The organism is Ruegeria sp. CDSC025, from assembly GCF_059610805.1.
Window position 1 is genome coordinate 26,544 of the sequence record NZ_JBXWOJ010000012.1, and the last position, 20,908, is coordinate 47,451.

The 20,908-nt window shown below is 56.1% G+C and carries 24 protein-coding genes; 13 read left to right on the forward strand and 11 right to left on the reverse strand.

The window, feature by feature from the left end:
- Positions 1–41 precede the first annotated feature (41 nt).
- Both AC2FH8_RS15770 and AC2FH8_RS15775 read left to right on the forward strand, forming a co-directional pair.
- The gene (locus AC2FH8_RS15770) at positions 42–1,136 is read left to right on the forward strand and encodes an alpha/beta hydrolase (protein WP_142637442.1); all 1,095 of its coding nucleotides are present in this window, start codon (positions 42–44) and stop codon (positions 1,134–1,136) included.
- Entirely contained in the window at positions 1,136–2,353 is a 1,218-nt protein-coding gene (locus AC2FH8_RS15775; RefSeq protein WP_496690195.1) for an MFS transporter, read from the forward strand. Before AC2FH8_RS15770 ends, AC2FH8_RS15775 begins: the two co-directional genes overlap by 1 nt.
- Here AC2FH8_RS15775 and AC2FH8_RS15780 read toward each other — a convergent pair.
- From AC2FH8_RS15780 to AC2FH8_RS15790, 3 genes are read right to left on the reverse strand one after another with little or no spacing between them, the layout of a single operon-like run.
- Positions 2,350–2,937, reverse strand: a complete 588-nt coding sequence (locus AC2FH8_RS15780; protein WP_496690196.1) for a Smr/MutS family protein — start codon at positions 2,935–2,937, stop codon at positions 2,350–2,352. The genes AC2FH8_RS15775 and AC2FH8_RS15780 overlap by 4 nt on opposite strands.
- On the reverse strand, positions 2,937–3,971 hold the full coding sequence (gene mltA, locus AC2FH8_RS15785; protein WP_496690197.1) for a murein transglycosylase A: 1,035 nt from the start codon (positions 3,969–3,971) through the stop codon (positions 2,937–2,939). Before mltA ends, AC2FH8_RS15780 begins: the two co-directional genes overlap by 1 nt.
- Positions 3,968–4,627 (reverse strand): Tim44/TimA family putative adaptor protein, encoded by a 660-nt coding sequence (locus tag AC2FH8_RS15790; RefSeq protein ID WP_142637434.1) that lies wholly within the window; start codon positions 4,625–4,627, stop codon positions 3,968–3,970. Before AC2FH8_RS15790 ends, mltA begins: the two co-directional genes overlap by 4 nt.
- Before the next feature lie 108 nt (positions 4,628–4,735).
- On the opposite strand from AC2FH8_RS15790, the gene AC2FH8_RS15795 reads away from it, so the two are divergent.
- Both AC2FH8_RS15795 and secB read left to right on the forward strand, forming a co-directional pair.
- Positions 4,736–5,236, forward strand: coding sequence for an FxsA family protein (locus tag AC2FH8_RS15795; RefSeq protein ID WP_496690198.1), 501 nt, complete (start codon positions 4,736–4,738; stop codon positions 5,234–5,236).
- A gap of 54 nt (positions 5,237–5,290) precedes the next feature.
- On the forward strand, positions 5,291–5,788 hold the full coding sequence (secB, locus tag AC2FH8_RS15800) for a protein-export chaperone SecB (protein ID WP_142637430.1): 498 nt from the start codon (positions 5,291–5,293) through the stop codon (positions 5,786–5,788).
- Positions 5,789–5,814: 26 nt separating this feature from the next.
- On the opposite strand, the gene dnaQ is transcribed toward secB, so the two are convergent.
- From dnaQ to AC2FH8_RS15820, 4 genes are read right to left on the reverse strand one after another with little or no spacing between them, the layout of a single operon-like run.
- Positions 5,815–6,537, reverse strand: a complete 723-nt coding sequence (gene dnaQ / locus AC2FH8_RS15805) for a DNA polymerase III subunit epsilon (RefSeq protein WP_271950625.1) — start codon at positions 6,535–6,537, stop codon at positions 5,815–5,817.
- Positions 6,530–7,123 (reverse strand): dephospho-CoA kinase, encoded by a 594-nt coding sequence (gene coaE, locus AC2FH8_RS15810; RefSeq protein ID WP_496690199.1) that lies wholly within the window; start codon positions 7,121–7,123, stop codon positions 6,530–6,532. The genes dnaQ and coaE overlap by 8 nt, the downstream gene beginning before the upstream one ends.
- Entirely contained in the window at positions 7,120–7,953 is an 834-nt protein-coding gene (locus tag AC2FH8_RS15815; RefSeq protein ID WP_496690200.1) for a shikimate dehydrogenase, read from the reverse strand. Before AC2FH8_RS15815 ends, coaE begins: the two co-directional genes overlap by 4 nt.
- Positions 7,950–8,549 carry a Maf family protein gene (locus AC2FH8_RS15820; RefSeq protein ID WP_142637605.1) on the reverse strand — a complete coding sequence of 200 codons (600 nt, stop codon included), beginning with the start codon at positions 8,547–8,549 and terminating at the stop codon, positions 7,950–7,952. The genes AC2FH8_RS15815 and AC2FH8_RS15820 overlap by 4 nt, the downstream gene beginning before the upstream one ends.
- Positions 8,550–8,953: 404 nt before the next feature.
- On the opposite strand from AC2FH8_RS15820, the gene AC2FH8_RS15825 reads away from it, so the two are divergent.
- From AC2FH8_RS15825 to AC2FH8_RS15855, 7 genes are all read left to right on the forward strand, one after another.
- Positions 8,954–9,403, forward strand: a complete 450-nt coding sequence (locus tag AC2FH8_RS15825; protein WP_496690201.1) for a CopD family protein — start codon at positions 8,954–8,956, stop codon at positions 9,401–9,403.
- A 124-nt stretch (positions 9,404–9,527) separates the two neighbouring features.
- Positions 9,528–10,799, forward strand: coding sequence for a transcription termination factor Rho (gene rho, locus AC2FH8_RS15830; protein WP_142637421.1), 1,272 nt, complete (start codon positions 9,528–9,530; stop codon positions 10,797–10,799).
- Between the two features lie 31 nt (positions 10,800–10,830).
- Complete coding sequence (gene mnmE, locus AC2FH8_RS15835) at positions 10,831–12,117, forward strand: tRNA uridine-5-carboxymethylaminomethyl(34) synthesis GTPase MnmE (protein WP_496690202.1); 1,287 nt, start codon at positions 10,831–10,833, stop codon at positions 12,115–12,117.
- A 12-nt stretch (positions 12,118–12,129) separates the two neighbouring features.
- Positions 12,130–13,998: a tRNA uridine-5-carboxymethylaminomethyl(34) synthesis enzyme MnmG gene (gene mnmG, locus AC2FH8_RS15840; RefSeq protein ID WP_496690203.1), complete on the forward strand. Its 1,869-nt coding sequence runs from the start codon at positions 12,130–12,132 to the stop codon at positions 13,996–13,998.
- On the forward strand, positions 13,995–14,609 hold the full coding sequence (gene rsmG, locus AC2FH8_RS15845; protein ID WP_142637416.1) for a 16S rRNA (guanine(527)-N(7))-methyltransferase RsmG: 615 nt from the start codon (positions 13,995–13,997) through the stop codon (positions 14,607–14,609). The genes mnmG and rsmG overlap by 4 nt, the downstream gene beginning before the upstream one ends.
- Entirely contained in the window at positions 14,602–15,405 is an 804-nt protein-coding gene (locus tag AC2FH8_RS15850) for a ParA family protein (RefSeq protein ID WP_142637414.1), read from the forward strand. The genes rsmG and AC2FH8_RS15850 overlap by 8 nt, the downstream gene beginning before the upstream one ends.
- Before the next feature lie 19 nt (positions 15,406–15,424).
- On the forward strand, positions 15,425–16,321 hold the full coding sequence (locus tag AC2FH8_RS15855) for a ParB/RepB/Spo0J family partition protein (RefSeq protein WP_142637412.1): 897 nt from the start codon (positions 15,425–15,427) through the stop codon (positions 16,319–16,321).
- Here AC2FH8_RS15855 and AC2FH8_RS15860 read toward each other — a convergent pair.
- From AC2FH8_RS15860 to rph, 4 genes are read right to left on the reverse strand one after another with little or no spacing between them, the layout of a single operon-like run.
- Positions 16,311–16,664 (reverse strand): YbaN family protein, encoded by a 354-nt coding sequence (locus AC2FH8_RS15860; RefSeq protein ID WP_142637410.1) that lies wholly within the window; start codon positions 16,662–16,664, stop codon positions 16,311–16,313. The two genes, AC2FH8_RS15855 and AC2FH8_RS15860, sit on opposite strands and share 11 nt — an antisense overlap.
- Before the next feature lie 3 nt (positions 16,665–16,667).
- Positions 16,668–17,822, reverse strand: a complete 1,155-nt coding sequence (gene hemW / locus AC2FH8_RS15865) for a radical SAM family heme chaperone HemW (RefSeq protein ID WP_496690204.1) — start codon at positions 17,820–17,822, stop codon at positions 16,668–16,670.
- Positions 17,812–18,426 (reverse strand): RdgB/HAM1 family non-canonical purine NTP pyrophosphatase, encoded by a 615-nt coding sequence (rdgB, locus tag AC2FH8_RS15870; protein ID WP_496690205.1) that lies wholly within the window; start codon positions 18,424–18,426, stop codon positions 17,812–17,814. The genes hemW and rdgB overlap by 11 nt, the downstream gene beginning before the upstream one ends.
- Positions 18,423–19,136: a ribonuclease PH gene (rph, locus tag AC2FH8_RS15875; protein WP_496690206.1), complete on the reverse strand. Its 714-nt coding sequence runs from the start codon at positions 19,134–19,136 to the stop codon at positions 18,423–18,425. The genes rdgB and rph overlap by 4 nt, the downstream gene beginning before the upstream one ends.
- A 112-nt stretch (positions 19,137–19,248) precedes the next feature.
- Here rph and hrcA point away from each other — a divergent pair, with 112 nt between their 5' ends.
- Together hrcA and AC2FH8_RS15885 are read left to right on the forward strand one after the other, a co-directional pair.
- Complete coding sequence (gene hrcA, locus AC2FH8_RS15880; protein ID WP_496690208.1) at positions 19,249–20,313, forward strand: heat-inducible transcriptional repressor HrcA; 1,065 nt, start codon at positions 19,249–19,251, stop codon at positions 20,311–20,313.
- 10 nt (positions 20,314–20,323) lie between these two features.
- A complete protein-coding gene (locus AC2FH8_RS15885) occupies positions 20,324–20,887 on the forward strand; it encodes a nucleotide exchange factor GrpE (RefSeq protein ID WP_142637400.1) in 564 nt (187 codons plus the stop codon).
- Positions 20,888–20,908: the final 21 nt, after the last annotated feature.

Sequence of the window (20,908 nt, forward strand, 5' to 3'; positions counted from 1 at the left end):
GAATAGAGTAGCGTGTGCGCAAATTCCTTAGGGGGCGACAGGTGCTGCGCTATATTATTTTTGTCCTGACTGCGGCAACGCTTGCCGCATGTGTCGACCGGACCGTATCTCAAACCGTGCCCTCGGCACTGGACATTGGCACGCCCAAAACCATTTACGCAGCAACCACCCGCGCGCGCGAAGCGGACGGATCCTATGGGTACCGCCGCAGCGATCAGCTGCAATTTCTCGAGATGACGGTCTCGATTCCACCCAATCACACACCCGGGACATTGGATTTTTCCTATGCCGACCCGGACCCGGAAAATCAGTTCGTGATGGCTGATGAAGACGAGCTTGCCGGACCCCAGGGCCTTGCCTCGCGACTAAGAGGTGTGGACGAGGTTTCGATCTTTATCCACGGCTATAACACGACCCAGTCGGAAACAGTGTTCCGCGCCGCGCAGTTGGAACATGATCTGGAAATACCGGGTGAAACCATGGTCTATTCCTGGCCAAGCCAGGCAACGGGTTATGGCTATGCCTATGACATCGACAGCATGCTGTTCGCCCGTGATGGTCTGGAACAAACTGTTCGCCAGCTGAAATCAATGGGGGTCGATCGGGTTATCCTTGTGGCGCATTCCATGGGCACCGCCCTGACGATGGAGATGATGCGGCAGGCCGAGCTGCGCGAACCGGGCTGGTCGCATCGGAATATCGAAGGGGTTGTTCTGATCGCACCGGATCTGGATGTCGATCTGTTCCGGTCGCAGATGGACAGCATCAAAACGCTGCCTGACCCGTTCATTGTGATGATCTCACGCAAAGACAGGCTGCTGAGTATATCCGCACGCCTGCGCGGTACCGCCAAAAGCGAACGTCTGGGAAATATCAGCTCGGCCGATGCGCTGTCCGAATATAAGATCAGTATTCTGGATACGACCGCCTTCAACAGCGATGCCGGGTCGTCTCATTTCGTGGCTGCAACCTCTCCGGCGCTTTTGGCGATTATCAATTCCGCCCGCCGGGTCAGCAGTACCTTTGGCAGGCAACGCGGGATTGACGTGATCGCCCCCGCCGAGGTCCGCAACCCGACCGGGGCGACCGAGATTGAGCTGACCGAGACCGGGCAGGCCAAGGTCAGCTCTCCGTAATGTCCTTTCACCTGGGGCATTATCTGAAAGCAAATGCCTCATGGCTTGGCGCCGGAGTTCTGCTGACTTTTCTGTCCTGTTTTGGGCAAACGTTCTTCATCTCGATCTTTTCCGGCGAAATTCGTGCGGCGTTCGGGCTGAGCCATGGGGCCTGGGGTGGGATCTATTCGCTGGGTACAACCGCATCCGCCATCATCATGATCTGGGCGGGCGGGCTTACGGATATCTTCCGGGTGCGTGTGCTCGGCCCCGCTGTCCTGGCTGGGCTAGCCGTGGCGGCGCTAGCGATGGCGTTGAACCGCTGGCTGATCCTGCTACCGCTGGTGATCTTCCTGTTGCGCCTGTTCGGGCAGGGGATGAGCACCCATCTTGCCTTGGTCGCGATGGCGCGTTGGTTTACCACAACGCGCGGCAAGGCCTTGTCGATCGCCTCGGTCGGATTTGCGGTTGGTGAAGCGCTTTTACCCGTAATCTTTGTCGCTGCGATGGTGTTTTTGGATTGGCGCCTGCTCTGGATCATCTCGGCAGGTATTTGTGTGACCGGCATTCCGATTCTGCTGCGCTTGCTTCGGCAAGAGCGCACACCGCAAAGTCTGGCCAGCGAGTACTCGGCGGCAGGTATGCAGGGGCGGCACTGGACACGCACCGACGCTTTGCTGAACCCGTTGTTCTGGTTCATGGCCCCCGCCTTGCTGGGTCCTTCTGCCTTTATAACCGCCTTCTTCTTTCATCAGGTCCATCTGGCCGAGGTCAAAGGCTGGCAACATATCGAGTTGGTGGCGCTGTTTCCCGTCTACACAGGTGTTTCCCTGATCTCGATGTTTGTCGCGGGATGGGCGCTGGATAAATGGGGAACCGCCCGAATGATGCCCTTTTATCAGGTGCCAATAGCTATCGGCTTCATGTTGGCGGCTGCAAGCACCTCGATTGGGGGTGCGGTTGCTGCATTGGTCTTTCTGGGGCTGACCGTCGGCGCAAACAGCACCTTGCCCAGCGCGTTCTGGGCAGAATTCTATGGAACCCGTCATATTGGCGCGATCAAGGCCATGGCCACGGCGGTCATGGTCCTTGGGTCGGCGATTGGCCCCGGACTGACCGGCGTTTTGATTGATCAGGGGGTTCCGCTGGACACGCAGTTCCTGTGGATCGGCGTCTTCTTTTTGCTGGTATGTCTGCTGACCTGGATTGGCATCAGCCGCGCCGCACGCACGCTTTAGCGACTGCGGCGCAGATAGACGTAATAGGCCCCGTCACCACCATGGCTGATATGCGCAGGCGTCACCTGCATCACAGCCTGTGCCAAGGGCGGCAGTGACAGCCATTGCGGTACCTGATTGCGCAAGACGCCGCGCGGAGTGGGGATGGGGCCGGGCTCATCCCGGTCCTTGCCTTTGCCGGTCACCACCAGAACCAGACGCTTGCCCGAAGCCTGCGCCGTCAGCACAAAGCGCACCAGCGCCGGATAGGCCGTGTCCATCCGCAAGCCATGCAGGTCCAACTTGCCCTCGGGCCGGAGCTTGCCACGTTTCATCCGGGCAAAAGCCTTGCTGTCCATTTGCACCGGGTTGGCGCGTAACCCTTCGGTAACGGATGGTTTCAACACATGCCGCACACCCCTGCCAGCCGCGTTCTGCCCGACTTCAAACGCCTCTATCCGGGGCTTAAAGATCTTTGTCGGTTTCGGCTTGGGCAATGAGGTGGGTTGCACCGACTGCGGCAGTTCGGGATGCAGGCGATCTGCCTGTTTGGTCACCTTGCGCCACAGATCCATTTCGTCAGGGGTCAATTTGCGGCGCGACATCAGAACTCGTCCGGTAAAAGAGCATATGCGCGCTGAATCGGCAGCAGAACCACCATGCGACCCGGATCTTTCAGGCGCCCCGCTGCAGCCCCAGCGGCATCGCCGGTTCCAAAGAAAATATCAGCCCGTTGCGCGCCCTTGATGGCCGACCCGGTATCCTGAGCGATCATCAGCCTGCGCAAAGGATCCTTGCCGTCCTTTTCGACCCAGACTGGAGCACCCAGCGGTGTGTATGCCGGATCGGCGGCAATGCTGCGCATGGTAGTGACCGAACGGTTCATCGCACCCAGAGGGCCAAATTCCGGTGCAACACGATTCACCTCGCGGAAGAACACATAAGACGGGTTGTGAAACAGCAATTCGGTACCCGCCTCGGGATTCTTGCGGACCCAGGATTTGATCATCTGCGCACTGACCTGATGCGCACCCAGGGCACCGCGCCGGATCAGTTCGGACCCGATCGAACGATAAGGATGCCCATTGGCGCCCCCATAACCGACCCGCAGCGCCCTCCCATCGGGCAACCGGATACGGCCTGAGCCCTGAATCTGCAGAAAGAACAGCTCGACTGGGTCGTCCACCCAGGCGATTTCAAGACCGCGGCCCTGCATGACATCACCGGTCAGCAGATCGCGACGGGATAACCATTTTTCGGCTCCGCGCGCCTCAGGAGGCATTTTATAGATCGGGTATCTATACCGCTCCGATCTGGTTTTGGACCCGTCCAGTTCGGGTTCAAAATAGCCTGTGAACAGGCCATCCTTCCCATCTTCGACCAGAACGGGACGGAAGAACAGCTCAAAAAATGACCGGGCCGCATCGGGCTTATAGGTGCGTGCCACGCCGCACAATGCCTGCCAGTCCGGATCATCCAGATCACCGCACGTGTTCAGAAAAACCGAAAGGGCCGCCCCGTGATCATCGGCGGCCCAACCATTCAGGTCATCATAGGACAGTATGGATCGTGTCACCTCGGCGCTGGCAGAGGTGGTCATGACAGCCACCAGGAAAAGCGACCGAAACGCTGCAATCATGCGTCCGTGGCAACAAGCAGCCAGTTCGGATCGTCCGAGCCCATAACGCGGGCAAAGGTCCAGCTGTCCTTTTGACGTTTAACCGTGTTTGGGTTGCCCTCGATGATATCGCCACCACGATCCCGCACGGCCGAAGTCAGCTCACCAACAAATTTCATGGTGATTTCGGCCTGGTTGGTATCCTTGTCAAAGCTCACATCTGCCAGTGTGGTTTCGCGCACACCGATAAATTCGGCCTCGATGGTCAGCCCCTGATCCTCGCGCGCGGCAACGACCGAAACAAAGGTTTCAAACACCTCTTCCGACAGGAAGGGCTGGATTTCATCCAGATTGCCCTTTTCGAACCCCATGACGATCATCTCATAAGCGCCGCGAGAGCCCTGAACAAATTCACCCACCGAAAAGCCCGGCTCGATCCGTTTCATAGCGGATAGGGTCTGCGCCTGTTCGCTGTCCTCGGGCACGTGATCGGTAATGTCGTGATCTGGCCCACCCTCAATCACCTCAAAATCACGGCGCGACTTATTGGCTTCGGACTGTTGTTGAAGCGGGGGTTTCTCAAAACCCTCACGTGTACCCAGTACGCTTTTCAGGCGCAGGATCAGGAAAACGGCAATTCCGGCCAGGACCAGCAACTGGATCATTGGTTCGTTCATTTCATCCTCTTGGTCAGACCGCGACTTTGTATACACGGCCTCTTGCCACTATGTAGGTGACAGTTCGGGACAAGTCTACCGCCCGACCTGCAGTAAAGGATAATGCAAATGTACCTGTTCCTGGCTTTTTTACTTGTTCCGATCATCGAAATCGGCCTGTTCATTCAGGTTGGTGGGCTAATCGGACTGTGGCCAACCCTTGCGATCGTGGTTCTAACGGCCGTTCTGGGTACCGCTTTGGTGCGGACACAAGGTCGCATGGCGTTGGAAAACCTGCAACGATCCTTTGCAGAGCTTGACGACCCGACCGAACCTTTGGCCCATGGCGCGATGATCTTGCTGTCTGGTGTCTTGCTGCTGACACCGGGGTTTTTCACCGATGCCGTTGGATTTGCGCTGTTAATCCCTGGCGTCCGGGTCTCTGTATTCCGTTATCTCCGCTCGAAGGTCACAATCACGCAGTTTCAGATGGGCGGCGGGACGCAGTTCAGGACCGAGCCCCAAGCATCGACCCAGGGCGATGTGATCGACGGTGAATACACCGAGGTTCGCCCCCGTCAGAACCCGTCAAAGCCATCGAAATGGGTCGAAGGGCCGCACCAGCATTGAGGTGCCTCGCCCAACTTGCTAAGCAGTGGCGAATTTCAGTTTCGGAGTAGACCCATGGCCGAAGACGGCGCCCAAGAAAACACCGCGGCCCAGACCGCACCCCAGATCCAGATGCGCGTTCTGGGACAATTCATTCGCGATATGTCCTTTGAAAACGTGATGGCGCAAAAAGGCGTGTCTGGCGATGTCCAGCCCGAGATCGCGGTTCAGGTCAATCTGGACGCCAAAAAGCGCCCGGCTGAGCATCAATACGAGGTGTCGATCAAGCTGAACCTCAAATCCAAAGCCAAGGGCATGGAAGACATCCTGTTCCTGTGCGAGCTGGATTATTGCGGCCTGTTCCATGTGGAAGGTGTTGCCGAAGACCAGCTGCATCCGTTCCTGATGATCGAATGCCCGCGGATGCTGTTCCCGTTCCTGCGACGCATCGTCAGCGACATCACGCGCGACGGTGGGTATCCGCCGGTGAACCTGGACAACATCGATTTTGTCAGCCTGTACCGGAATGAATTGATGCGCCGTCAGGCCGAGACGCAAAAAACACAGGCCTGATCAGCCTTACCCGCGCCGGAGTGACCTCAGGCGCGGGACCAAAGGGCGTTTTCGCCCAGTTTATCAATAAATTTCTCATGCGCCGCGCGCTCGTCTTGGGTGATCCGGGACGGCAAGGCATCTTTGCGCGGCGATGGCCGCCACTCTTCTGCTCCGCCAACCGAAGAAGACGCAGAGGTCGACAGCCCGAAATCTGGCTGACGTCCGCCGATCAGCTCAAGATAGACCTCAGCCAGAATTTCAGAGTCGAGCAACGCCCCGTGCAAGACCCGGTTCGAGTTGTCTATGTTGAACCGCCGGCACAATGCATCCAGCGAGGCGGGCGAGCCCGGAAACCGTTTGCGCGCAATCGCCAGCGTGTCCAGTGCCTGATCCATCGGGATCGGCGGCAGTCCCATCCAGCCCAGCTCGGCATTCAGAAACTTCATGTCGAATGACGCGTTGTGGATCACCAGTTTCGAATCCGCGACAAAATCCCGAAACCCCTGACCAACCTTGGCAAAAACCGGCTTGTCCTTAAGCGTGACCTGACCTTTTTCCACCGGGCGGGGTGGTTCCAGCAGGTCGGGGCCAATGCCGTGCACGCCAAACGCCTCTTCGGGCATGAACCGTTGAGGGTTGATATAGACGTGATAGGTTTCGCCCGTGGCGACGTGATTCCAAAGCTCAACCGCACCGATTTCCACAATCCGGTCGCCGCTTTCAGGATCAAAGCCTGTGGTTTCTGTATCGAGTACGATCTCACGCATCTGTCAGCCCTGCCCGTATCTGTCTCACCACATCCTGCACTTGCGCGCGGGCGTGGTCCAGACTGTCCGTGACGATCACAAAATCAGACCGCGCGCATTTTTCGTCATTCGGCATCTGCTTGGCTTTGATCTGCTCGAATTGCGCCTCGGTCATGGTACCGCGCGCCATCACGCGGCGTTTCTGCTCGTCAGCTGGGACCGAGACACAGGCGACCGCATCCATCGCCGCATCTCCATCGGTTTCAAATAGCAGGGGAATATCGAAAACCAGAATATCTGCGGTGGCTTGTTCCCGGAACGCCGCTCGATCCGCCGCCACCAGCGGGTGAACAATGGCCTCAATCGCTTTCAGCGCCGCCGGGTCTGCTGAAATGAATCGTTTCAATACTTCCCGGCTAACCGCGCCGTCGATAATGGCCTCAGGAAACGCCCTATGCATCGGCTTGATCGCTGTCCCGCCACGCGCGTATAGCCGATGCACGGCGGCATCTGCGTCCCACAACGCACAGCCTTCGTCGACGAACATGCTGGCAGTTGTGCTTTTTCCCATGCCGATAGAACCGGTCAGGCCAAGTGCAAAGCTCATCCCAGCACCGCAGCACGCAAATCAGAAGTGACTTCAGGGCGCACCCCAAACCAGCTTTCAAATCCAGGTACGGCCTGATGCAGCAACATGCCAAGGCCATCTACGGGTGTGCATCCCGCCTGTTCTGCTGTTTCCAGCAAGCGTGTCTTAAGTGGCGCATAGACCAGATCGGTGACAATGGCACCGGGCTGTAACCCGTCCAGAGGCACCCGCAGCTCGGGCTGGCCGTGCATCCCAAGCGAACTTGTGTTGACCACAAGTTCCGCATCTTCAACCACGTTGCCCGCTTTCAACCAATCCACCACCGTTATGGTCGTGCCAAACTCTTCCTTCAGGCGATCTGCACGTGAGCGCGTCCGATTGGTTAACAAAATCTCGGGCACACCGGCATCGACCAACGCTTGAAGAACCGCACGCGCGGCGCCTCCGGCACCAAAGACAACCGCGGGGCCATCCGCTGGAATCCAATCTGGGGCGCCGCTGCGCAGGTTCTGCATGAACCCGTACCCATCGGTGTTATCCGCATGGATCGAACCGTCGGGCTGAAACACAAGCGTATTAGCAGCCCCGATCTGCCTGGCCCGGTCCGAAGCCGTATCCGCCAGATCCAAGGCCACCTCTTTATGGGGCACTGTGATGTTGGCCCCGACAAATCCGGCTTTGGGCAAGGTTCGTAGAACAGCCTCAAGATCATCCGGTGCGACGTCCATGGGGATATAGTGACCGGCCAGGCCATAAGTTTTCAGCCAATGGCCATGCAGTATTGGGGATTTCGAATGGGAAATCGGATGCCCGATCACACCCGCCAGCGGGATCTGCTTACCACTCATTGATCAATCACCCCTTTGACCGCAAGAAAATTCAACAGCTCCAATAGGGGCATACCCAAAACGTTAAAATAGTCACCGTCAATGGTTGCGAACAGCCGCACGCCTTCTTCCTCAAGCTTATAGGCCCCGACAGCGTGGCGGATGCTGTCCCAGTTGCGCGCAACATAGTCGCGTAGATAGGCGTCCGAACTCATCCTCATCCGCAGGCGCACCTGACCTACATGTCGCCAGATCGGCTCGCCATTCTGATAGATGACGGCTGCGGATAACAGCATATGCCGCTTGCCCCGCATCGCTTTGAGCTGCGCCAGCGCATCCTCGGGCGATTGCGGTTTGGACAAAAGCTGACCTTCGAAATCCAGCACCTGATCACATCCCAGAACCATCGGCCCCGGCACCTTGTCGCTGACCTTGCGGGCTTTCATCTCTGCCAGAGTATCGGCAATATCACGTGGAGATGCCTCTTCGGCCAGCAAAGCCCGTTTGGCGGTCTCTTCGTCCACGCGTGCAGTTTGAACGGTAAACCGCACGCCCGCATTCTCTAGCAACTGCGCGCGAATGGATGACCCCGAGGCCAATATGATGGGGACAGAAATGTGGAAAACCCCCTGAGCAAATGGTTGATCGTTCAAGGATGGTTTGTATGGTTTTCCTGTTGACACGCAAGCCCGGTGTTTTCGCGGAAAACTTCTATGAGTCGCCCGAACCCTGTCCAGTCTGGACAAGGATAACTTTGAACATCGGGACAAGCGGGATATCCCAGCTTATTCATCAAGTTATCCCCTGAATTCTACGTCCTATATAATCATAACATATTGTTTTATTGTTGTTTTTTATGAAATCAACAGTATTACCCAGTTCTCAGGTGAAACTATCCACCTGGGGAAAACAGATGGGTAAATAAGTAATCCACGGAATTTGATCTCCCTACAAAACCATCATCCTTTCTCTTTTCCTATTTTTTTTATAGGGAGAGATCCAAACCACGCCCGGAGCTGGAATGACTGATCTTCTTTTCACCATCTACCCTTGGGTGAAGTCCCTGCACATCATGGCCGTGATCTCTTGGATGGCCGGTTTGTTCTATCTGCCTAGATTGTACGTCTATCACGTAGAAAAAGCCCAAGGCGTTGACGGGGCGCAGGAGATCTTCTTTGAAATGGAAGAAAAGCTGCTGCGGGTGATCATGCGCCCGGCGATGTACATGGCCTGGACCTGCGGCCTGATCATGGTATTCACTCCAGGCATAGTCGGCTGGGATTTTGCCTGGCCCTGGGTCAAAGGCGCAGCAGTGATTGCGATGACTTGGTTCCACTACTGGCTGATGGTACGTCGAAAGGACTTCTTAGAGGGCCGAAATACGCTCACTGGGCGGCAGTATCGCATGATGAACGAGGTGCCTACCATTTTGATGGTTATCATCGTTCTGGCGGTCGTTCTGAAGTTCTGAGCAGCTATTTGACTCTTTGTAGGTAAGCGCTTATTTATCGCGTAACACGCCCGTCCGGGCGGCGTATCTTCCGTATTGAAATTCCAGTTCGAGCCGCATCCATGCGGCCAAGGTTCTCATCATCATGTCTAATGAATCCCTCAATCTGGCCGATCTGAAAGCCAAAAGCCCCAAAGACCTTTTGGCGATGGCCGAAGAGCTTGAGATCGAAAACGCCTCGACCATGCGAAAAGGCGAGATGATGTTCCAGATTCTGCGCGAACGCGCAGATGAAGGCTGGACCGTGGGCGGCGATGGTGTACTTGAAGTTCTGCAAGATGGGTTCGGGTTCCTGCGTTCGCCCGAGGCGAACTATTTGCCCGGTCCTGATGATATCTATGTCTCGCCAGAAATGATCCGCCAGCATTCGTTGCGCACCGGTGATACGGTCGAAGGTGATATCAAGGCGCCGGACGAGAACGAACGGTATTTCGCACTGATCAAGGTCACCAAAATCAATTTCGAAGATCCCGAGAAAGCCAGGCATAAAGTTGCTTTCGACAACCTGACACCGCTTTATCCGGATGAGCGCCTGAAGATGGAGGTCGAAGACCCAACCATCAAGGACAAGTCCGCCCGTGTCATCGATCTGGTTTCGCCGATCGGTAAAGGTCAGCGGTCGTTGATTGTGGCACCGCCACGGACCGGTAAGACGGTGATCCTGCAGAATATTGCGAACTCGATCGAAAAGAACCACCCTGAGTGCTATCTGATCGTCCTACTGATCGACGAGCGGCCGGAAGAGGTGACCGACATGCAGCGTTCGGTGAAGGGCGAGGTCGTGTCGTCGACCTTTGACGAACCCGCCACCCGCCACGTTGCCGTATCTGAGATGGTTATCGAAAAAGCCAAGCGTTTGGTCGAGCATAAACGAGATGTTGTTATTCTTCTCGACTCGATCACAAGACTTGGTAGGGCATTTAACACCGTGGTTCCATCCTCGGGTAAGGTTCTGACCGGCGGTGTGGATGCAAACGCTCTGCAACGACCTAAGCGATTCTTTGGTGCGGCACGGAATATCGAAGAAGGCGGCTCGCTGACCATCATCGCCACTGCGCTGATTGATACCGGCAGCCGGATGGACGAAGTCATCTTCGAAGAATTCAAAGGCACCGGTAACTCGGAAATTGTTCTGGATCGTAAGATCGCGGATAAGCGCGTGTTCCCGGCTATCGACATCCTCAAATCCGGTACGCGGAAAGAGGATTTGCTGGTCGATAAGGGTGATCTGGCCAAGACCTTTGTTCTGCGCCGTATCCTGAACCCGATGGGCACTACCGATGCGATCGAGTTCCTGTTGTCCAAGTTGAAACAGACCAAGACAAATGGCGAGTTCTTCGATTCGATGAACACCTGACACAGGTCCTGGACGCAAGCGAGGCGGTCGAATGGATACGATATTCGCCTTGGCCAGCGCGCAAGGCAAGGCAGGGGTGGCGGTCATCCGTCTCTCGGGCCCCTTGGCGCATCCTGCCGCGGCTGCTCTTTCCGGTGCTGCTTTGCCCTCCCGCGGGATGCGGGTGCGCAGCCTGTATGGCAAAGACGGATCGCGCCTGGATGATGGGGTAGTTCTGACCTTCCAGGCCCCGGCCAGCTTTACTGGCGAAGACGTGGCAGAGCTACAGATTCACGGCAGTACAGCGGCGGTCAACGCCGTCATGCGCTGCCTTGCGGACATGGACGGTTTGCGCCTGGCCGATCCCGGGGAATTCACCCGCCGTGCCTTGGAAAACGGCAAAATGGATTTGACACAGGTCGAGGGCCTTGCCGATCTGATCGACGCTGAGACAGAAGCTCAACGCAAGCAAGCACAGATCATTCTGGCCGGAGAGCTTGGGAATTTGGCTGAACGCTGGCGGCGCGATTTGATTCGCGCCGCATCGCTGCTTGAGGCAGTGATTGATTTTGCCGATGAAGAGGTGCCAACCGATGTTACCCCTGAAGTGCGCCAGTTGATCACAGATGTCATTGCAGATCTACAACGTGAAGCTGAAGGGGTTCGTATTGCGGAACGCATTCGAACCGGGTTCGAGGTTGCGATTGTTGGCTTGCCAAATGCTGGAAAGTCGACATTGCTGAATGCTCTGGCCGGTCGCGAAGCAGCGATCACGTCGGAATATGCCGGCACCACGCGCGATGTGATTGAAGTTCGAATGGACCTTGAGGGACTTCCCGTTACTTTGTTGGATACAGCGGGCTTGCGGGAAACCGACGATCACGTCGAAAGCCTGGGAATTGAGCGGGCCAAAAAGCGCGCCGAGGCCGCCGATCTGCGCGTATTTCTGACTGATGATCCAAAAGAGCTGGGCGTTCAGCTGTTGGAGGGAGATATTCAGGTTCTTCCGAAATCCGATCTGAGAAACAGTTCTGATGAAGGAATCTCAGGGAAAACCGGGCAGGGTGTGGATCGGTTGATTTCCAACATATCGCGTGTTTTAGGTGATCGTACTACTACCCATGGTATCGCTACGCGTGAAAGGCATCGTATAGCGCTGATCACAGCGCGCGATGCACTTAGTGCTGCAATCGCTGTTCTGGAATCAGGTCCCGACCTGTATGATATCGCAGCCGAGGAACTGAGAACCGCGATCCGCGCTTTGGAAGCTCTGGTTGGCAGAATTGGTGTAGAAGACTTGTTGGATGAAATATTCTCAAGCTTCTGCCTGGGAAAGTAAGGAGTGTTTCACGTGAAACATTCGGATTTTGACGTCGTCGTTATCGGAGCGGGCCACGCCGGAACAGAAGCGGCCCATGCGGCCGCCCGGATGGGTGCGACTACCGCCCTTGTGACTCTGTCGGCCACTGATATCGGCGTAATGTCCTGTAACCCCGCTATTGGGGGCCTCGGCAAAGGGCATCTTGTTCGCGAAATTGACGCGTTGGACGGGGTGATGGGGCGCGTCGCAGACCAGGCGGGAATTCAGTTTCGTTTGCTGAATCGCCGTAAAGGCCCCGCAGTTCAGGGGCCCAGAACGCAGGCAGACCGGGCTTTGTACCGAGCTGCGATGCAGCGAGAAACCACGGCACAGCCGAACCTCAGCGTCGTAGTCGGCGAGGTGACAGATTTCCTGGTGAATGGACCTGCTGTTACCGGAATTCGATTGGCGGATGAGTCTGAAATACGGGCCGGCGCTGTGATCCTGACGTCTGGGACATTTTTGAGAGGCGTTATTCACATTGGTGACGTATCGCGCCCTGGCGGGCGTATGGGGGACCGTCCCTCGGTAAAGCTGGCCGAGCGTTTGGATCGCCTTAACCTGCCGCTAGGACGCTTGAAAACAGGGACACCGCCCCGGCTGGATGGTCGGACGATTGATTGGTCAGGTCTCGAACGTCAGGACGGCGATGATGAACCTACGCTGTTCTCATTCCTTTCGATGGGGGTGGTGGCACCGCAGATTTCTTGCGGGATTACGCATACCAATGCCAGAACACATGAGATCATTGAAAAGAATCTTTCCAGATCGGCGATGTATGGGGGACATATTGACGGTATAGGCCCCAGATATTGCCCTTCGATCGAAGATAAGATTGTGCGGTTTGCGGATAAGGAATCTCATCAGATTTTCCTCGAGCCAGAAGGTGTGAATGATCACACAATCTATCCGAATGGAATTTCTACCTCACTGCCACAGGATGTTCAGGTCGATTATGTCAGATCCATTAAGGGGCTGGAAAAGGCAGAGATCCTCCAACCTGGCTACGCCATCGAATATGACTACGTAGATCCTCGCGTTCTGACATCATCACTGTCGTTGCCTGAGGCGCCAGGACTATATCTTGCGGGTCAGATTAACGGCACCACAGGATATGAGGAAGCTGCAGCTCAGGGAATGGTGGCTGGCCTCAATGCTGCCCTTCAGGTCTCGGGTCGGGATCCAATCCATTTCACGCGTTCCGACAGTTATATTGGCGTCATGGTCGATGACCTGACTACTCGCGGAGTGGCGGAACCTTATCGGATGTTTACCTCACGGGCAGAGTTTAGATTGTCTTTGCGCGCCGATAATGCCGACCAACGACTGACACCTATTGGCATACGCCTAGGTTGCGTAAGCGAGACGCGCCGCAAGCACTTCTCTGAAAAAATGGAGAAGTTGGAGGCTGCAAAAAAGAAGCTCACAGATCATACCTATACTCCGAAAGAAGTGCGAGAAGCTGGTATCAAGGTCAATCAGGATGGCAATCGCCGCGATGGTATGGCGATTTTGGCCTTTCCTGATGTGAGCTTTGAGGACCTTGTTCCCTTGATTCCTGAGTTGCAGGACGTTGATTCAGGCATTCGGCAGCAAGTGGAACGCGATGCGCTGTATGCGAACTATATCGAGCGGCAAAGACGTGATGTCGAAGCGATGAAACGCGATGAAGCCTATGAGATTCCGCGTGATTTTGACTTCTTCGCATTGGATGGGCTGTCGTCAGAGATGAAGCAGAAGTTGTCCAACGCCCGTCCCGAGAACGTAGCGCAGGCAAGCCGGATAGAGGGTGTGACGCCGGCAGCGCTGACTTTGGTGTTGGCCAAGCTTCGCCGAGATCAGAGGGTGCGCAAAGCATGAAGGAAGAGCTGTTTGACGGTCTGAATGTTTCACGTGAAACATTTGATCGACTGGCAACATATGTTGCCCTTGTCGAGCGCTGGAACCCGAAAATCAACCTCGTATCGCGCAAAAGCTTGTCCGAAATCTGGACACGGCACATTTTGGATTCCGTTCAGGTTTTTCGATGTGCCGAGAACTTTTCGCATTGGGTTGATATTGGAAGTGGTGGCGGGTTTCCTGGTATGGTCTGTGCAATCATGGCGATTGAAGAAGCGCCAGACGCAAAATTTACCTTTGTTGAAAGCGATCAGCGAAAATCTGCGTTTTTACGCAATGTATCCCGGGAATGTGGCGCAAACTGTAAAGTGGTGGCGAAACGCATTGAAGCGGTGGACCCCCTGAATGCAGATGTTTTGTCTGCCCGCGCCTTGGCAGATCTCGGGGTATTATTATCTTTTTGTGACAGACATTTAGGCGATTCTGGCGTCGCTTTGTTGCCGAAAGGTGTAAGCTGGAAAAAAGAGGTACAGGATGCGCAGGAAGAATGGAATTTCACCTGTGATCCGATTACAAGTTTAACAGAACCCCAAGCCGTCATCCTCAAGGTCAAAGGAGTATCACGTGGTTGATCTATCTCGTCCCTCAGGCCCCCGGATCATAGCGGTAGCCAACCAGAAGGGCGGGGTTGGGAAGACGACAACAGCCATAAACTTGGCAGCAGGCCTGGCCGAGGCCGGATGCAGGGTTTTAGTGGTTGATCTGGATCCACAGGGAAATGCTTCAACCGGTTTAGGCGTCGAGGATCGAGATTGGACAACTTATGATCTGATTCTGGATGATGCGCCTTTGGATGCGGTCGTTCAGGACTCGGAGATTGAAGGTATTCTCGTTGTCCCCGCTACGGTAGATCTCAGTTCCGCCGATATCGAACTGATTTCGAACGAAAAACGCAGCTATTTACTGCATGACGCGTTACGCCAGACTGCTATTGATAAGTACGATCTGGATTTCGTCCTGATTGACTGTCCGCCCTCGCTGAATCTTCTGACGGTAAACGCGATGGTCGCAGCGCATTCCGTACTGGTGCCATTGCAAAGCGAGTTCTTCGCATTAGAGGGTTTGTCTCAGCTCATGCTGACCATTCGCGAGGTGCGACAGACTGCGAATCCAGACCTCAGAATCGAAGGTGTTGTGCTGACTATGTATGACAACCGCAACAACTTGTCCCGTCAGGTCGAAAAAGACGCACGTGACAATCTGGGTGAGATGGTATTTAAAACCAAAATACCCAGAAATGTGCGGGTCAGTGAGGCTCCGTCATACGCGTTGCCGGTTTTGCAATATGACTCGGGGTCTCTGGGCGCGATGGCCTATCGGCATTTGGCCCGGGAAGTCATGCATAAGAACAATAAAACCGCAGTCTGAGCGGTACTAGGAGGACCCTGTGACAGCCAGAAAATCAAAACCAAGAGGGTTGGGTCGCGGGCTTTCGGCGTTGATGGCAGATGTCACACAAGAGCCCCAGGGACGCGTGCCAACTGATTCACGGCGGCCGGACCTGACGATTCCAATCGAAAAGCTTCACGCAAACCCAAATCAGCCGCGCCGTACCTTTGCCCGGGAACATCTGGATGAGCTTGCCGCTTCGGTCAAAGAGAAGGGGATCATTCAGCCTCTGATCGTCCGAGAAATTGCCGAAGGCGATTATGAAATCGTCGCGGGTGAACGCCGCTGGCGCGCGGCGCAAATGGCGCAGTTGCATGATATCCCCGTTATCGTTCGCGATTTTGATGACACTGAGGTTCTGGAAGTCGCCATTATCGAAAACATTCAGCGCGCGGATTTGAATGCGGTGGAAGAGGCGGCCGGCTATAAGCAGCTGATGGACCGCTTTGGTCATACGCAAGAAAAGCTGGCTGAAGCATTGGGCAAAAGCCGCAGTCATATTGCCAATTTGCTGCGCCTGTTGTCCCTGCCAATGGATGTACAAACCCTTGTAATAGAAGGAAAATTATCGGCTGGCCATGCACGGACGCTGATCACGGCCGAGAATGCCTCGGATCTTGCAAAGCAAATTGTCAAAGACGGGCTGTCGGTGCGGGCAACGGAAGCGCTGGTGAAGAAGCAACAGCAGGGGGATGCGGCCCGACCGGCACCAAGGTCTCGGGATCTGAATGCGGGTAAAGATGCGGATACCCGGGCGCTGGAAAAGGATCTTTCCGCGATTCTGGCGATGAAAGTGGCGATCAATCACAAAGCGGGCTCGGAAACGGGGCAGGTGGTCCTGACCTATGAGAACCTGGATCAACTGGATGATCTTTGTTCCAAGCTCAGCCGCTAGGGCGGGTCCAGATAAAGAACATCACGCCGCCTAGTACAATCGCCTGGATGATCAGGACATGAGACGGCGCAGACATCATGACCGATAGTCCAAATACGGCGGTGACCGACAGGGTGGCCGCCTTTTTTGCGGCCGGACGAATCGCGCCTGAACTCTGCCAATCGACGATCATTGGGCCAAACAGTCGGTGCGTTATCAGCCAGCTATGCAGCCGTGAAGACGAGCGGGCAAAGAAGAAGGCGGCGAGTAGCAGAAATGGAACCGTTGGTAGTAGGGGAAGCACCACCCCAACAGCGGCCAGCCCGACGCATAACAATCCAAGCCCTGCCCACAGATATTGCATGGTCTACCCCAAAAGTTCGCGGATCACCGCGTTCAAGACGGCCCGCCCGTCGGTTGTGGCCATCAGTCTACCATCCAGCATTTGAACCATGCCGATATCCTGAAGATGGCCCAATGGGTCTTGTGGTAAGGGGTGGCCTGATATTCCCATATATCTATCTATATCTAGCCCGCCGGTAACCCTAAGGCCCATCATAAGGTATTCACTTGCCTGATCTTCACGCGACAATGCGGCGCGTTCTTTCTCTCCGCTACCACAGGAAGCCGCGTCCAACCACCGCTGCGGATTCAGATAGGTTTCAGTCGCGTATTTCTGGCCATTCTGGGTGATCCGTCCATGGGCGCCGGGGCCAATGCCGACATAGTCACCATAGCGCCAATAGATCAGATTGTGCTGTGATTCCGCGCCGGGGCGGGCGTGGTTCGATACCTCATAGGCGGGCAAACCATGAGCCTCGCAGATCTTTTGCGTGGCCAGATACATATCGGCGGCGCTATCATCCAAGGGCAGGCCGCGCAGCTTGCCCACGGCATAGCGATCACCAAAGGCGGTTCCGTCTTCTATGGTCAGTTGGTACAGCGACAGGTGATCGACCGCCATCGACAGGGCTTCGGTCAACTCTGCGCGCCAGGCATCAAGGGTTTGATGTTGCCGCGCATAGATCAGGTCAAAGCTGACCCGTTCAAAACAATGACGGGCTATGTCATAAGCAGCCCGCGCTTCGGCCACGCTGTGAATGCGGCCCAACCGGCGCAGATCGTCATCATTCAGCGCCTGAACCCCCATTGAGATACGGTTGACGCCTGCTTCCCGGTAGGCTGCGAACCGTCCCGCCTCGACCGAGCTGGGATTGGCTTCAAGTGTGATTTCCATGTCATTGGCGGGGTGCCAAAGGGCGCGGGCGGTATCAATCACTGCGGCGACGGTTTCGGGATCCATCAGAGACGGGGTGCCGCCGCCAAAGAAGATGGTGTTCAGGACACGGTTGGGGGTTTCGGAAGCGCTACGGCGCAGCTCGACCAGATATGCATCAAGCCATTGTTTTTGATCTATATTTTTTGAAACATGGCTGTTGAAATCGCAATAGGGGCATTTGGCCTCGCAAAAGGGCCAATGCACATACAGGCCAAAGCCCCCATTGCGCCAATCATCCGCCAAAACAGCCTTTCACGAACATCTCAACCGCGCGACCGCGATGGCTGATCTTGTTCTTTTCCCAGCGATCCATCTCGGCAAAGGTAATGTCATGACCCTCGGGCACAAACATTGGATCATAACCAAAGCCGTCCGTACCGCGAATGGGCCAGACCAAGTGACCGGGGGCGATGCCTTCGAACACCTCATCATGCCCGTCGGGCCAGGCCAAAACCAACGTGCAGCGAAATTGTGCGGTGCGGGGATGGGCGGCGTTCTTCGCCTCAAGCTCCTCATGTGCGCGTGTCATCGCCATCAGGAAATCGCGGCCATTGCCGGTTTCTGCCCAATCGGCGGTATATACGCCCGGCGCGCCATCCAGCGCGTCGACGGTGATCCCGGAATCGTCCGACAGGGCAGGAAGGCCGGTGGCTTTGGCGGCGGCATGGGCCTTGATCCGGGCATTGCCGACGAATGTATCCTCGGTCTCTTCCGGTTCAGGCAGGTCCATGTCAGCGGCGCCGATAACAGTGACGCCAAAGGGTTCAAGCAGATGTGCCATCTCCTCAAGCTTGCCTTTGTTATGCGTGGCCACCAGCAACCTATCGCCGTCGAACTTGCGGGTCATGCGGTGGCGGCCTTTTGCGCAGCAGCCAGTTCACTAACGCCCTGTTCAGCCAGATCCATTAGTTGATCCATCTGAACGCGGCTAAAGACCGAGCCCTCCGCGCTCATTTGAACTTCGATCAATTTGCCGGACCCGGTCATGATAAAGTTGCCGTCCACGCCGGCTTCGCTGTCTTCGGGGTAATCCAGATCCAGCACCGGTTGACCGGCGTAAATACCGCAGGACACAGCTGCAACCGGGTCAACCAGCGGGTCCGAGATCACGTCACCCGTTTTCATTAGCTTGTTGACCGCAAGACGCAGCGCAACCCAACCGCCTGTGATCGAGGCACATCGGGTGCCACCATCGGCCTGGATCACATCGCAGTCGACGGTGATCTGGCGTTCACCCAAGGCAACTCGATCGACACCTGCACGCAGGGCTCGGCCGATCAAACGCTGGATTTCCACGGTACGACCAGCCTGCTTACCGCTGGCAGCCTCGCGCCGCATCCGTGTATTGGTCGCACGGGGCAGCATGCCGTATTCAGCGGTAACCCAGCCCAGGCCCGAACCCTTGATGAACGGTGGCACGCGATCTTCGATCGTGGCAGTGCACAACACATGGGTATCGCCCATCTTAATCAGGCAGGAACCTTCGGCATGTTTGGTAAATCCCGTTTCGATTGAAACGGCGCGCATTTCGTTTAGATCACGTCCTGAGGGTCGCATGGGAATTCCTTTGTTTGCTGGTTTGGGGATACCGCCCCGCAGCGTCAGGATGCAACCCTGATTGACCTTTCGCCTACCTGCTATTTAATGGCCATCCAGCAGAGGATTGCCGATGAGTGACGCAAGCAAAATTCTGAACGAGATGAATGACCGGTCGCGCGAGGTGTTTCGGCTGATTGTCGAAAGCTATCTGGATAGCGGTGAGCCTGTCGGCAGCCGTACCCTGACGCGCACTTTGTCGGAAAAAGTCAGTGCGGCGACGGTTCGCAATGTGATGCAGGATCTTGAGTTTCTGGGCCTGCTCGACAGCCCTCATGTCAGTGCGGGGCGGATTCCGACGCAACACGGGTTACGGATGTTCGTGGACGGATTGCTGGAGGTCGGTGATCTGGGCGCGGATGACCGGCAGAAGCTGGACGACACACTGGGCGCTAACTCGGGGGATGTCGGCGGGATGCTTGATCGTGTCGGCGCGGCCTTGTCACACGTGACACAAGGGGCCTCGCTGGTTTTGACGCCGAAACACGAAGCGGAAATCAAACATATCGAATTTGTGTCGCTTGGGCATGACAGGGCCCTGGTGGTTTTGGTCTTTTCCGACGGTCAGGTGGAAAACCGGCTGTTCAAGCCGCCACCCGGGCAAACGCCCAGCTCGATGCGGGAAGCGGCGAATTTTCTGAACGCGCTGATCGAGGGCCGCACCATCAGCGAGGTTCGCCGTCAGATGCTGACCCAGATCGATGTGCGGAAACAGGAAATTGACGTGCTGGCCCGTGAAATGGTCGACAGCGGCATGGCCGCATGGGACGGGGATGATGGCGACTCGGCTCGTTTGATCGTCCGAGGGCGGGCGAATCTGCTGGGTGAACGTGGCGAAGCAGATGAGTTGGAGCGCATTCGCACCCTGTTTGACGACCTCGAACGCAAGCGCGACATCGCCGAATTTCTGGAATTGACCGAAGAAGGCGAAGGTGTGCGCATTTTTATCGGGTCTGAGAACAAACTTTTCTCACTTTCGGGTTCCTCTTTGGTGGTGTCTCCATATATGAACGCTGATCGTAAGATAATCGGTGCGGTTGGGGTCATCGGGCCCACACGTCTGAATTATGGACGGATCGTGCCGATCGTGGATTATACGGCGCAACTGGTCGGCAAACTGATATCCGACCGGAGCTAGAGGGTAAGAGATGGCAGAGCCCAAGAACGAAGATTTTCTGGACGATATCGCAACGGCCGAGGCCGAAGAGCTGGCAGATGAATTTGCTGAGATCAGCGAAGAAGCGCTGGAGCTGGATGAGCTGCGCGCCGAGCGCGACGACTACAAAGACAAATTCATGCGTGCATTGGCCGATGCGGAAAACGCGCGCAAGCGCGGCGACAAGGCACGGCGCGATGCCGAACAGTATGGCGGCTCGAAACTGGCCCGTGACATGCTGCCGGTCTATGACAATATGAAACGCGCGCTTGAGGCCGCAACCGACGAGCAGAAAGAGGTCGCAGGCGCTTTGCTGGAAGGTGTTGAACTGACCATGCGCGCGCTGAAGGACGTGTTTCAGAAACACGGGATTCAGGTGATCACGCCAGAAGTTGGCGATCGGTTTGACCCCAATGTGCATGAGGCGATGTTCGAGGCCCCCGTGCCCGGAACACGCGCCGGTGACATCATCCAGGTATCTGCAGAAGGCTTTATGCTGTACGACCGGCTCTTGCGCCCCGCGCAGGTGGGTGTGTCGTCCACGCCGGCAAGCTAAGCGCTTAAGATATCATTCAAT

Excerpts from the sequence above, each read along its gene's own strand:
- AC2FH8_RS15775 (WP_496690195.1), top strand. The coding sequence starts at position 1,136 with ATGTCCTTTCACCTGGGGCATTATCTGAAAGCAAATGCCTCATGGCTT.
- AC2FH8_RS15780 (WP_496690196.1), bottom strand. The coding sequence starts at position 2,937 with ATGTCGCGCCGCAAATTGACCCCTGACGAAATGGATCTGTGGCGCAAG.
- mltA (WP_496690197.1), bottom strand. The coding sequence starts at position 3,971 with ATGATTGCAGCGTTTCGGTCGCTTTTCCTGGTGGCTGTCATGACCACC.
- AC2FH8_RS15790 (WP_142637434.1), bottom strand. The coding sequence starts at position 4,627 with ATGAACGAACCAATGATCCAGTTGCTGGTCCTGGCCGGAATTGCCGTT.
- AC2FH8_RS15795 (WP_496690198.1), top strand. The coding sequence starts at position 4,736 with ATGTACCTGTTCCTGGCTTTTTTACTTGTTCCGATCATCGAAATCGGC.
- secB (WP_142637430.1), top strand. The coding sequence starts at position 5,291 with ATGGCCGAAGACGGCGCCCAAGAAAACACCGCGGCCCAGACCGCACCC.
- dnaQ (WP_271950625.1), bottom strand. The coding sequence starts at position 6,537 with ATGCGTGAGATCGTACTCGATACAGAAACCACAGGCTTTGATCCTGAA.
- coaE (WP_496690199.1), bottom strand. The coding sequence starts at position 7,123 with ATGAGCTTTGCACTTGGCCTGACCGGTTCTATCGGCATGGGAAAAAGC.
- AC2FH8_RS15815 (WP_496690200.1), bottom strand. The coding sequence starts at position 7,953 with ATGAGTGGTAAGCAGATCCCGCTGGCGGGTGTGATCGGGCATCCGATT.
- AC2FH8_RS15825 (WP_496690201.1), top strand. The coding sequence starts at position 8,954 with ATGACTGATCTTCTTTTCACCATCTACCCTTGGGTGAAGTCCCTGCAC.
- rho (WP_142637421.1), top strand. The coding sequence starts at position 9,528 with ATGTCTAATGAATCCCTCAATCTGGCCGATCTGAAAGCCAAAAGCCCC.
- mnmE (WP_496690202.1), top strand. The coding sequence starts at position 10,831 with ATGGATACGATATTCGCCTTGGCCAGCGCGCAAGGCAAGGCAGGGGTG.
- rsmG (WP_142637416.1), top strand. The coding sequence starts at position 13,995 with ATGAAGGAAGAGCTGTTTGACGGTCTGAATGTTTCACGTGAAACATTT.
- AC2FH8_RS15860 (WP_142637410.1), bottom strand. The coding sequence starts at position 16,664 with ATGCAATATCTGTGGGCAGGGCTTGGATTGTTATGCGTCGGGCTGGCC.
- rdgB (WP_496690205.1), bottom strand. The coding sequence starts at position 18,426 with ATGACCCGCAAGTTCGACGGCGATAGGTTGCTGGTGGCCACGCATAAC.
- rph (WP_496690206.1), bottom strand. The coding sequence starts at position 19,136 with ATGCGACCCTCAGGACGTGATCTAAACGAAATGCGCGCCGTTTCAATC.
- hrcA (WP_496690208.1), top strand. The coding sequence starts at position 19,249 with ATGAGTGACGCAAGCAAAATTCTGAACGAGATGAATGACCGGTCGCGC.
- AC2FH8_RS15885 (WP_142637400.1), top strand. The coding sequence starts at position 20,324 with ATGGCAGAGCCCAAGAACGAAGATTTTCTGGACGATATCGCAACGGCC.